General features: G+C 67.9%; 10 protein-coding genes. 3 read left to right on the top strand and 7 right to left on the bottom strand.

Translation table 11 applies throughout. The annotated features are described in order from the left end of the window. Window positions 1-8: 8 nt before the first annotated feature. From QWJ38_RS22495 to QWJ38_RS22515, 5 genes are all read right to left on the bottom strand, one after another. Window positions 9-1,685 carry a phosphoethanolamine transferase gene (locus QWJ38_RS22495; protein ID WP_290361379.1) on the bottom strand — a complete coding sequence of 559 codons (1,677 nt, stop codon included), beginning with the start codon at window positions 1,683-1,685 and terminating at the stop codon, window positions 9-11. Between the two features lie 115 nt (window positions 1,686-1,800). Next, window positions 1,801-2,949 (bottom strand): molecular chaperone DnaJ, encoded by a 1,149-nt coding sequence (gene dnaJ, locus QWJ38_RS22500; protein WP_290361380.1) that lies wholly within the window; start codon window positions 2,947-2,949, stop codon window positions 1,801-1,803. A 134-nt stretch (window positions 2,950-3,083) separates the two neighbouring features. After that, window positions 3,084-5,048 carry a molecular chaperone DnaK gene (gene dnaK / locus QWJ38_RS22505; protein WP_290361381.1) on the bottom strand — a complete coding sequence of 655 codons (1,965 nt, stop codon included), beginning with the start codon at window positions 5,046-5,048 and terminating at the stop codon, window positions 3,084-3,086. Between the two features lie 81 nt (window positions 5,049-5,129). Then, window positions 5,130-5,657 carry a nucleotide exchange factor GrpE gene (gene grpE / locus QWJ38_RS22510; RefSeq protein ID WP_290361382.1) on the bottom strand — a complete coding sequence of 176 codons (528 nt, stop codon included), beginning with the start codon at window positions 5,655-5,657 and terminating at the stop codon, window positions 5,130-5,132. Between the two features lie 103 nt (window positions 5,658-5,760). Further along, window positions 5,761-6,186 carry an RNA-binding S4 domain-containing protein gene (locus tag QWJ38_RS22515; protein ID WP_290361383.1) on the bottom strand — a complete coding sequence of 142 codons (426 nt, stop codon included), beginning with the start codon at window positions 6,184-6,186 and terminating at the stop codon, window positions 5,761-5,763. Window positions 6,187-6,300: 114 nt separating this feature from the next. Here QWJ38_RS22515 and QWJ38_RS22520 point away from each other — a divergent pair, with 114 nt between their 5' ends. From QWJ38_RS22520 to QWJ38_RS22530, 3 genes are read left to right on the top strand one after another with little or no spacing between them, the layout of a single operon-like run. Further along, window positions 6,301-7,263, top strand: a complete 963-nt coding sequence (locus QWJ38_RS22520; RefSeq protein WP_290361384.1) for a tripartite tricarboxylate transporter substrate binding protein — start codon at window positions 6,301-6,303, stop codon at window positions 7,261-7,263. A gap of 5 nt (window positions 7,264-7,268) precedes the next feature. Continuing rightward, entirely contained in the window at window positions 7,269-7,796 is a 528-nt protein-coding gene (locus tag QWJ38_RS22525) for a tripartite tricarboxylate transporter TctB family protein (protein ID WP_290361385.1), read from the top strand. Window positions 7,797-7,806: 10 nt separating this feature from the next. Further along, window positions 7,807-9,291 carry a tripartite tricarboxylate transporter permease gene (locus QWJ38_RS22530; RefSeq protein WP_290361386.1) on the top strand — a complete coding sequence of 495 codons (1,485 nt, stop codon included), beginning with the start codon at window positions 7,807-7,809 and terminating at the stop codon, window positions 9,289-9,291. 25 nt (window positions 9,292-9,316) lie between these two features. Here the strand turns inward: QWJ38_RS22530 and hemH are convergent, their stop codons facing one another. Together hemH and QWJ38_RS22540 are read right to left on the bottom strand one after the other, a co-directional pair. Then, window positions 9,317-10,402 carry a ferrochelatase gene (gene hemH, locus QWJ38_RS22535; protein ID WP_290361387.1) on the bottom strand — a complete coding sequence of 362 codons (1,086 nt, stop codon included), beginning with the start codon at window positions 10,400-10,402 and terminating at the stop codon, window positions 9,317-9,319. A 19-nt stretch (window positions 10,403-10,421) separates the two neighbouring features. Further along, on the bottom strand, window positions 10,422-11,387 hold the full coding sequence (locus QWJ38_RS22540; RefSeq protein ID WP_290361388.1) for an adenylate/guanylate cyclase domain-containing protein: 966 nt from the start codon (window positions 11,385-11,387) through the stop codon (window positions 10,422-10,424). Between the last annotated feature and the right edge of the window lie 155 nt (window positions 11,388-11,542).

Here is an 11,542-nt window from a genome sequence, read left to right on the forward strand (position 1 = left end):
GCGTCGGATCAGCGCGCGCGACAGGGCGCGATCATGTCCATGGCGGGCCGATAGACGCTGGTCTGCACGCCTGCCATGCCCAGCACCGTGTGGAAGAGGTGGTCGTGCGAGTAGGGCTGGTCCAGACGCTGCGCCATGCACTGTGCCTGCGGCCCCTTGCCGACCACATCGCCGGCCGCTGCGCCCTCGGACATCCACAGGATCAGCGGCACATGGGTCTGCTCGCGCGGCGCGAAGGCGTAGGGCACGCCATGCAGATAGAGATTGTTCTCGCCGAGCGACTCGCCGTGGTCGGAGACGTAGAAGAGACTGGCATCAAAGCGCTGCTGCTGGCCCTGCAGCCAGCGCACGGCGCCGGCCAGCACATGGTCGGTATAGGCGATCGTGTTGTCGTAGGCGTTCACGACCTGCTCGCGCGGGCATTGCTGCAAGGCATTGCTCGTGCATTCGGGCTGGAAGGGCTTGCGCGCGGCCGGCGAGCGCTTGTAGTAGGCCGGGCCATGGCTGCCCATCTGGTGCAGCACCAGGACGACGCCCTGGGTCGTCCGCGCCGGGTCGAGCGCGGCCAGGCGCTCGTCGAGACCGTGAAGCAGCGCCTCGTCCAGGCATTCCTCGCCGTCGCAGAGCCCGGCCGGCAGCGGCTTGGCTCCGGCCGGCAACTGGGTCGTCATGCTGTTGGGCACGCGCTCGCAGACGCCCTTGCAGCCGCTCTGGTTGTCCAGCCATAGCACGGCCAGGCCGGCGCGCTGCAGCACGTCGAGCAGGTTCTGCTGCGGCTTCTTCTGTTCGCCGTACTGCTCGCGGCCCAGCGGCGAGAACATGCAGGGCAGGGAGGCCGCCGTGCTGGTGCCGCAGGACGTGACGTTCTTGAAGCTCAGCACCGGCAGCTTGGCCAGTTCGGCATTGGTCGGCCGCTCGTAACCGTCCAGCGAGAAATTGGCCGCGCGGGCCGTCTCGCCGACGACCAGCAGCAGCAGCGGCGGCTTGGCGCCGGCCGGGCGCGGCGCCAGGCGGGCATCGGCGCCGATCACCTCGGGCGGGCCCTTCGGCTGGGCGCCGGCCCGCGCAGCCACGGCACCCAGCGAGTAGAAGGCATTGACCGGGCTGATCATGTAGCGCAGCGACTTGTAGTTGCGCATCGTCGCTGCCAGGTCGGCAAAGCAGCTCAGGCCCAGGGCCACCATCAGCAGGATGCCGCCCAGGAATCCGAGCAGATTGAAGCCCAGGCGGCGGCCGAAGGGGGCATCGGCCAGCGGGCGCCGCCACAGCCAGACGATGGGCGGCAAGGCAATCAGCAGCAGGCTCAGGGCCAGGCGCAGGCTGAGCAGGTCTCGGGCCTCGCGCACATCGGTCTGTACGATGTTGACGACCATCGTCGGGTCGATGACGGTGCCGTAGCTGCCGATGAAATGGGCCAGCGCCGCGGTGGCGATCAGCATCAGCACCAGCACCGGCTTGATCAGGCGCCGCCAGGCCAGCAGGCTCAGAAGGGCTCCCTGCAGCGCAATGACGATGCCGATGAAGACGAGGACGAAGACATGGCCGCGCGCGTTGTCCAGCTCGGGCAGCGCGATCATGCGCTGCCACAGCGGCCAGTTGCCCAGCACGCCGATCCAGACGGCCGCCAACCAGGCCAGGGTCAGCGGGGATGCCAGCGAGGGTTTGAAGGGGGCCAGGAGTCGCATGGACGTGCTCGTTTCGACGGGAGCCGCATTGTGGCTCAGCGCCAGGGCAGGGCATGAAAAAAGCGCCAGCCTCCCGGAGGTGGCTGGCGCCGTGCTCTTGCCGAGTGGCCGGGGCTTACTTGAACAAGTCCTTGACCTTGTCGGTCCAGCTCTTGGCATTCGGCGAGTGGCGCTCGCCGCCCTTCTTCAGCGACTCGTCGAGTTCCTTGATCAGCTTGCGCTGGTGCTCGGTCAGCTTGACCGGCGTCTCGACGGCGATATGGCAGTACAGATCGCCGGGGTAGCTGGAGCGCACGCCTTTGATGCCCTTGCCGCGCAGGCGGAAGGTCTTGCCGTGCTGGGTGCCCTCGGGCAGTTCGATCTCGGCCTTGCCGCCCAAGGTCGGCACCTCGATCGAGCCGCCCAGCGCCGCCGTCGTCAAGCCGACCGGCATCGTGCAGTGCAGATCGTCGCCATCGCGCTCGAAGATCTCGTGCTGCTTGACGCGGATCTCGATATAGAGGTCGCCGCTGGGGCCGCCATTGACGCCCGGCTCGCCGTTGCCGGCGGAGCGGATGCGCATGCCCTCGTTGATGCCGGCGGGGATCTTCACCTCCAGCGTCTTGCTCTTCTTGACCTTGCCCTGACCGTTGCAGGCGGTGCAGGGGTCCGGAATGATCTTGCCGGTGCCGTGGCAATGCGGGCAGGTCTGCTGGATCGAGAAGAAGCCCTGGCGCATGTGCACGGTGCCCGAGCCATTGCAGGAGCCGCAGCTCTTGGCGCTGGTACCGGGCTTGGCGCCGCTGCCGTGGCAGACCTCGCAGCCTTCCCAGGAGGGGATGCGGATCTGCGTTTCCTTGCCGCGGGCCGCTTCCTCCAGCGTGATCTCCATCGCATAGCTGAGGTCGCTGCCGCGGTAGACCTGCTGGCCGCCGCCGCCGCGCCGGCCGCCCCCCTGGCCGCCGAAGATGTCGCCGAAGATGTCGCCGAAGGCCTCGGCAAAGCCGCCGAAACCTTCCGCGCCCGGGCCGCCGCGGAAGCCGCCCGCGTTCGGGTCGACGCCGGCATGGCCGTACTGGTCGTAGGCCGCGCGCTTTTGCGCGTCGGACAGCATCTCGTAGGCCTCCTTGGCCTCCTTGAACGCCTCCTCGGCCTTCTTCGCCCCATCGCCCTGGTTGCGATCGGGATGGTGCTTCATGGCCAGCTTGCGGTAGGCCTTCTTGATCTCCTCTTCGCTGGCGTTCTTGGCGACGCCGAGGACTTCGTAATAGTCACGCTTTGCCATGGGCAGTTTCCGGACAGATGCTAAAAACAGCGGCGCCGCGCAAGAGCATCAGGCTTGGCAAAGCCCTGGGCTCCGGCGCGGCGGCGATGACGGCCGGCAACTGATCGATCAGGGCCGGCCATCGTGCCTCGGACTTACTTCGTGTCCTTGACTTCCTTGAACTCGGCATCGACGACGTTGTCGTCGGCCGGCTTGCCGGCGGCCTGCGCCGAAGCCTGTTGCGGCTGCTCGGCCGCACCCGCGCCGGCGGCTGCCGCCGCGGCAGCCTGCGCGCCCTGGGCATCGGCGTAGATCTTCTCGCCGAGCTTCTGGCTGGCCGTCATCAGCGCCTCGGTCTTGGCCTCGATCGCGTCCTTGTCGTCGCCCTTGATGGCTTCTTCCAGTTCCTTGATCGCGGCCTCGATCTTTTCCTTCTCGCCGGCCTCGAGCTTGTCGCCATGCTCGGCCAGCGACTTCTGCACCGAGTGCACCATGCCGTCGGCCTGGTTCTTGGCCTGCACGATCTCGACCTTCTTCTTGTCCTCGGCCGCGTTCAGCTCGGCGTCCTTGACCATCTTCTGGATCTCTTCCTCGGACAGGCCGGAGTTCGCCTTGATGGTGATCTTGTTCTCCTTGCCGGTGCCCTTGTCCTTGGCGCCGACGTGCAGGATGCCGTTGGCGTCGATGTCGAATGAGACCTCGATCTGCGGCGTGCCGCGCGGGGCCGGCGGGATGCCTTCCAGATTGAACTCGCCCAGGCTCTTGTTGCCCGAGGCCATCTCGCGCTCGCCCTGGTAGACCTTGATCGTCACGGCCGGCTGGTTGTCGTCGGCGGTCGAGAAGGTCTGGCTGAACTTGGTCGGGATGGTCGTGTTCTTGGCGATCATCTTGGTCATCACGCCGCCCAGGGTCTCGATGCCCAGCGACAGGGGGGTCACGTCCAGCAGCAGCACGTCCTTGCGCTCGCCGCCCAGCACCTGGCCCTGGATGGCGGCGCCGACGGCGACGGCCTCGTCCGGGTTGACGTCACGGCGCGGCTCCTTGCCGAAGAACTCCTTGACCTTCTCCTGCACCTTGGGCATGCGGGTCATGCCGCCGACCAGGATCACGTCGTCGATCGCCGAGACGGCGACGCCGGCGTCCTTGATCGCGGTGCGGCAGGGGGCGATCGTGCGCTCGATCAGCTCGTCGACCAGCGACTCCAGCTTGGCACGGGTCAGCTTGACGTTGAGGTGCTTGGGACCGGTCGCGTCGGCGGTGATGTAGGGCAGGTTGACGTCGGTCTGGGCCGAGTTCGACAGCTCGATCTTGGCCTTCTCGGCGGCTTCCTTCAGGCGCTGCAGGGCCAGCACGTCCTTGGTCAGGTCGACGCCCTGGTCCTTTTTGAACTCGGCAATGATGTAGTCGATGATGCGCTGGTCGAAGTCCTCGCCGCCCAGGAAGGTGTCGCCATTGGTCGACAGCACCTCGAACTGCATCTCGCCGTCGACATCGGCGATCTCGATGATGGAGATGTCGAAGGTGCCGCCGCCCAGGTCATAGACGGCGATCTTGCGGTCGCCCTTGCCATGCTTGTCCAGGCCGAAGGCCAGTGCGGCCGCGGTCGGCTCGTTGATGATGCGCTTGACGTCCAGGCCGGCGATGCGGCCGGCGTCCTTGGTCGCCTGGCGCTGGGCGTCGTTGAAGTAAGCCGGCACCGTGATCACGGCCTCGGTGACTTCCTCGCCGAGATAGTCCTCGGCGGTCTTCTTCATCTTGCGCAGCACCTCGGCGCTGACCTGGGGCGGCGCCAGCTTCTTGCCGCGCACCTCGACCCAGGCGTCGCCGTTGTCGGCGGCCGTGATCGTGTAGGGCATCAGGTCGATGTCCTTCTGCACTTCCTTCTCGGTGAACTTGCGGCCGATCAGGCGCTTCACCGCGTACAGCGTGTTCTTCGGGTTGGTGACGGCCTGGCGCTTGGCCGAGGCGCCGACGAGGATCTCGCCGTCTTCCTGGTAGGCAATGATGGACGGGGTGGTGCGAGCGCCCTCGGCGTTCTCGATCACGCGCGTCGTGTTGCCTTCCATCACGGCCACGCACGAGTTCGTGGTGCCGAGGTCAATGCCGATGATTTTTCCCATGTTCTCTACTCCTAGTCCGGAAATCTGATAGTTCTAAGCTGTGGATAACTTGCCGCTTTTCAAGCGTCGCAAGCCAGGCAATTACTTCGGTGCGGCCACCGTGACCAGGGCCGGGCGCAAGACGCGCTCGGCGATCGAGTAGCCTTTTTGCAGCACGGTCACGACGGTGTTGGCGTCCTGCTCGGCAGGCACCATGCTGATCGCCTGGTGCTGGTGCGGGTCGAACTTGGTGCCGGCGGCCGGGTTGATCTCCAGCACCTTGTTGCGCTCCAGTGCGGCGGCCAGCTGGCGGCGGGTGGCGTGCACGCCCTCCAGCACGGTCTCGACCTTGGCCTCGGGCTGGGCAATGGCCGCTTCCATCGAGTCCATCACCGGCAGCAGGCTTTCGGCAAACGATTCGACGGCGAACTTGCGCGCCTTGCTCATTTCCTCGTCGGCGCGGCGGCGCACGTTCTCGACTTCGGCCTTGGCGCGCAGATAGGCGTCCGACATCTCGGCCAGGCGGTTCTCCAGGTCGGCGATCTTGTTCTCGGCGCCGTCGGTGGCGGCATCGGCGGCGGCCGGCGCCTGCGGGTCTTGCTGATCTTCGGGCTTGTTGTCTGTCGTCATGATGCGGGGGCAAAACAAGGCAATCGCGCCCAGATGGGCACGCTATCCAGGAATTCAAGAGGGAGATTTCGGAAAATCTACGAATTAGAGAACCGGCCGGGCCTCAGGAATCGCTGCTGGCGCTCCAGCGGTCCCATTCGGCCAGGCGGCGCCGGTCCTGCTTGGTCGGCCGGCCCTGGCTGATCGCCTGGGCCGGTTCCGGCGCCAGCCGTCGCTGCTCGGCCGCGCGCTGGCGCGCCTCGAGGCTGGCCGGCGTCTCCTCGTACAGCGCCTGCGCCTGCGGTGCAGGCCCGCGCACATGCGAGAGGCCGCGCACCCAGACCTCGCGCTCGACGACGCCCTGGCGCAGCCGCACCCGGTCGCCCAGCTTCAGTTCGCGCGAGGCCTTGGCCGCCTGCTCGTTGACCTGCACGCGGCCCTTGCCGATCTCCTCGGCCGCCAAGGAGCGCGTCTTGAAGAAGCGCGCGGCCCACAGCCATTTATCCAGGCGCAGACCCGCTTCGGGCCCGGGCCCCTGATCCGATTTCATGCCCCCGATTTTAGCCGGCGGCGTGCCGGTGATGCGTCGGCACCACTTGCCCTGGAGGCCCGGGCCGGCGACGATGCGGCATCGAAGGCAAGAACGCACGAAGGAGACGGCAATATGCGGCGTGAACAATTCCTCAAGGCAATGGCGGCGCTGGCCGCCGCGGGTCTGGCACCGGCGCTGGCGCGCGCGGCCGGCGCCAATATGAAGATGATGATCCCGGCCAACCCGGGCGGCGGCTGGGACACGACCGGCCGCGCGCTCGGCAAGGCCCTGCAGGACGCCGGCGTTGCCAGCTCGGTGCAGTACGAGAACAAGGGTGGCGCCGCCGGCGCGTTGGGCCTGGCCCAGTTCGTCAATGCCAGCAAGGGCGATCCGCACGCGCTGATGGTGATGGGCGCGGTGATGCTGGGCGGCATCATCACCGGCAAGCCGCCGGTGACCTTGTCGCAGGCGACGCCGATCGCGCGGCTGATCAGCGAGTACAACGTCTTCGTGCTGCCGGCGGCCTCGCCGCTGCAGACCATGCAGGACGTCGTCGCGCAGATGAAGAAGGACGTCGGCAGCGTCAAATGGGGCGGCGGCTCGCGCGGCTCGACCGAGCACATCGCCGCGGCGATGATCGCGCGCGAGGTCGGCGTCGACGCGGCCAAGATCAATTACGTGCCCTTCCGCGGCGGCGGCGAGGCGGTGGCGGCCATCCTCGGCGGCAATGTCACCGTGGGCGGCAGCGGTTTCAGCGAGTTCCAGCAATACATCGACAGCGGCAAGATGCGCGCCATCGCCGTCACCTCGCCGCAGCGCATCAAGGGCCTGAACGCGCCGACGCTGAAGGAGCTGGGCATCAATGTCGAGATCGGCAACTGGCGCGGCATCTATGCGCCGCCGGGCATCAGCGCCGAGCAGCGCAAGGCATTGACCGAGATGATCGTGCAGGCGACCAAGAGCAAGAGCTGGGCCGAATCGCTGGAGAAGAACGGCTGGACGCCGGCCCTGCTGGCCGGCACGGCCTTCGACGAGTTCGTCGACCGCGAGTTCGCCACCTTGCGGGCGATCATGGTCAAGTCGGGCATGGTCTGAGCCCCATGAGCGGCGATCCGCGCATGGGGCAGCGCTCGCAGCGGCGCTTCCAGATGGGGGTGGGCCTGGGCGTGCTGCTGATCGGCGCGATGCTGGCCTGGGGCGCCAGCTACATCTCCTCGGATGCCGGCTATGCCGGCGTGGGCCCGAATGCCTTGCCCTGGCTGGTGTCGGTGGTGCTGATCATCTGCGGCCTGTGGCTGATCTGGGAGGCGCGCAGCGGCGGCTTTCGCGAGATGGAGGCGCCCTCCGGCGCGGTGCGCGGTGACTGGCGGGCGGTCGCCTGGGTGATCGCCGGCGTGGTCGTCAACGCGGCGCTGATCACGACGCTGGGCTTTGTGCTGGCCTGCGCGCTGTGCTTCGCGCTGGCCGTACGAGGCTTGCGCATTGCCGAGGGGCGCCCCGGCGGCGACCTGCGGCAAAGCCTGATCGATCTCGCGACCGGGCTGGCGATCGCCGCCCCGGTGTTCTGGATGTTCGGCCAGCTGCTGGCCATCCATCTGCCCGGACTGACGGCCAGCGGCTGGCTCTGAGGACGCACCCATGGAACTCTGGAATCAGTTGCTGCAGGGGTTTGCAACCGCCGGCACGCCGATCAATCTGCTCTGGGCCTTTCTGGGCTGCGTGATCGGCACCGGCATCGGCGTGCTGCCGGGCCTGGGACCGGCGGTGACGGTGGCCATGCTCTTGCCGATCACGGCCCAGGTCGAGCCGACCGCCTCGATGATCTTCTTCGCCGGCATCTACTACGGCGCGATGTACGGCGGCTCGACGACCTCCATCCTGCTCAACACGCCGGGCGAGACCGGCACCATGGTGACGGCGCTGGAGGGCTTCAAGATGGCCCGCAACGGCCGGGCGGGCGCGGCGCTGGCGACCTCGGCGATCGGCTCCTTCGTCGCCGGCACGATCGCGACGGTGCTGGTCACCCTGTTCGCGCCGGTGGTCGCGGAGTTCGCTGTCACCCTGGGCCCGCCGGAGTACTTCTGCCTGATGCTCCTGGCCTTCACGACCGTCAGCGCGGTGCTGGGCAAGAGCACCTTGCGCGGCATGACGGCGCTGTTCATCGGCCTGGCGATGGGCCTCGTGGGCCTGGACCAGATCACCGCCCAGGTGCGCTACACCATGGGCGTGCCCGAGCTGATGGATGGCATCGAGGCGGTGCTGGTCGCCGTCGGCCTGTTTGCCGTCGGCGAGACGCTCTATATGGCGCTCTACGAGGGCCGCAGCACGCAGGACCTGAACCGGATGAGCAAGGTCCATATGACGGCGGACGAATGGCGGCGCTCCTGGCCGGCCTGGCTGCGCGGCACCTTCATCGGCTTTCCCTTCGGCACCATCCCGGCCGGCGGCTCCGAGATCCCGACCTTTCTGAGCTATGCGGCCGAGCGCAAGCTGTCTAAGCACAAGGAGGAGTTCGGCCGTGCCGGCGCGATCGAGGGCGTGGCCGGCCCCGAGGCGGCGAACAACGCGGCGGTGACGGCGACCCTGGTGCCGCTCCTGACCCTGGGCATCCCGACCTCGGTGACGGCGGCCATCCTGCTGAGCGCCTTGCAGAACTACGGCATCCAGGCCGGCCCGCAGCTGTTCCAGACCTCCTCGACTCTGGTCTGGGCGCTGATCGCCTCGCTCTACATCGGCAATGTGATGCTCTTGGTACTGAACCTGCCGATGGTGGGCCTGTGGGTGAAGCTGCTGAAGATCCCGCGGCCGCAGCTGTACGCGGGCATCCTGATCTTTGCCACCGTCGGCGTCTACGGCATGCGCCAGAGCGCCTTCGATCTGTTCCTGATGCTGGCACTGGGCCTGATGGGCGTCGTCATGCGGCGCTTTGACTTCCCGACCGCGCCGGTCGTCGTCGGCATGATTCTGGGCCCGCTGGCCGAGGCGCAGATGCGCAATGCGCTGTCGATCGGCGAGGGCCATTGGGGCGTGTTCGTGCAGCGGCCGCTGTCGGCGGTCATCCTGGCCGTGGTCGTGGCGGTGCTGGTGCTGCCGCGGCTGATGCGCCTGTTGCGACGGCCCTAGGAGTCTGCCGCGCGGACTCTAGTCTCTAGTCGCTCGCCCCGGCGGCCAGGGCGCGCTCGCGCTGCGCCGCATCGGGCTGCGGCGCCTGCTGCGTCGGCCAGCCCTGCAGATGACGCTCGATCAGCGCCGTCCAGGCGCGCAGGCCCGGCTCGCTGTCGTTCAGGCAAGGGATGTAGCCGAAGCGCTGGCCGCCGGCGGCGAGAAAGGCCGCGCGCGCCTCCTGGTCGATTTCTTCCAGCGTCTCCAGGCAGTCGGCGGCAAAGCCGGGGCAGATCACGTCGACCGAGCGGACGCCCGCGGTGGCCAGCTTGATCAGGCTGGGCTCGGTATACGGCTCCAGCCATTTGGCCTTGCCAAAGCGGCTCTGGAAGGTGATCAGGTATTGGTCCGCACCCAGGCCCAGCGCCTCGGCCAGCAGGCGGCCGGTCTTCAGGCATTCGCAGTGGTAGGGGTCGCCCAGCGCCAGCGTGCGCGCGGGCATGCCGTGAAAGCTCATCAGCAGGCGTTCGGCGCGGCCGTTCGCCGCCCAATGCCGGCGCACGCTGTCGGCCAGCGCGGCGATGTGCAGCGGGTCATCGTGATAGCGGTTGATGAAGCGCAATTCGGGCAGGTGGCGGGTGCCGAGCGCCCAGCGGGCGACATCGTCAATGACGCTGGCCGTCGTCGCGCCGGAGTACTGCGGATAGGCCGGCAGCACCAGCACGCGTGTCACGCCCTCGGCGCGCAAGGCGTCCAGCGTCGCGGCGATGGCCGGCTCGCCATAGCGCATCGCATGGCGCACGATCAGTTGGTGGCCGCGCTCGCCGAGCCAGCCCTGCAGCAGCTTGGCCTGCTTCGCGGTCCAGACCTGCAGCGGCGAGCCCTCCGGCAGCCAGATGGACGCGTATTTGGCCGCCGACTTGGCCGGCCGCGTGCGCAGGATGATGCCGTGGAGGATCAGCTTCCAGACCAGCTTGGGGATCTCGACCACGCGCGGGTCGCCGAGGAATTGCGCCAGATAGCGGCGCAGCGCGGCCGGTGTCGGCGCATCGGGCGTGCCCAGATTGCACAGCAGCACGGCGGTCTTGCTGGCGCTGCCATGACGGTAGGCCGGTTCGGGTTTGCGGAACATCGGGGAAGGGAACAGGAGGTCAGCGGCGCGAGCGCGACTGGCCCAGGGCCAGCGGTTCGGTATCGGCGAAATGCAGCACCTCGAAGCGCACCGTCGGCGAGGCCGCGTCGACCGGCGGGCTGCCCAGGCCGATCACGCCGCTGCCGTGCAGGGTGCAGCCGCCGCGCTTGAGCGCGACGATCTCGTCGGCACTGCCGAAACGCACATAGGTGCCGTTGTAGCTGAGGTCGGTGACCGAGAAGCTGCCGCCATGCCAGTCGATGCGGGCATGCGAGCGCGAGACGCGGCCGTCGGTGATGCAATAGGTCGCCTGCACGCTGCGGCCCAGCACGATGGGCATGCTGTCGATGTCGAACACCCGGTCCAGGTCCATCCAGACCAGGCGGATGCCATCGGGCTCGACGCCGGGCACCACCTCGCCGAACTGCGTGGCGGCCATATCGCCTTGATTCGGTTGATCCAGCAAATGGACATGGACCGGCTCGGCGCGGCCGCGCACGGCGATGCGGTCGAGGCTGCGAAAGCGCGACTTCAGCGTCGAGGTCAGGCCGGCCAGCACCTCGGCGGTGATCAGGGTCTCGTTGTCGCCGGCATGGTCGAGCAGGCGGGCGGCCACATTGACCGCATCGCCGAAGCAGTCGCCGCCCATCTCGACAACCTCGCCGCGCGCCAGCGCCACCTGCATGCGCAGCGCGCGCAGGCCCGGCGAGGCGCCATGCTGCTTGCCGCGTGCGACGACGCGCTCCAGCAGTTCATGCATGCGGATCGCCGACTTGACCCCATCGCGCGGCGTGTTGAACACGGCCATCAGGCCGTCGCCCAGCGTCTTGATCAGCCGGCCGTTGCAGGTGTCCACCGCCTGGCCGATCAGGCTGACCGTGTGCGTGACGACCGAGGTCGCCTCGGCATTGCCCAAGGTCTCGAACAACGCCGTGCTGCCGCGCAGGTCGGCAAACAGGACAGTACGCTCGCGAATTTCGGTCATGGGCGGCTGGACGGCGCGGTGTGAGGAATTCCTCAGTGTAGCCCGGTGCCGCGGCCTCCGATGGCCGCAATAACGCCAACAAATGACGTCGCTGTTCACATCGCGATACAGATTGGGCGGGTGGCGGACGACGCCATGAAAAAGGCCGGGATGAT

This window comes from Roseateles violae (assembly GCF_030410485.1).
GTDB classification, from domain to species: domain Bacteria; phylum Pseudomonadota; class Gammaproteobacteria; order Burkholderiales; family Burkholderiaceae_C; genus Roseateles_D; species Roseateles_D violae.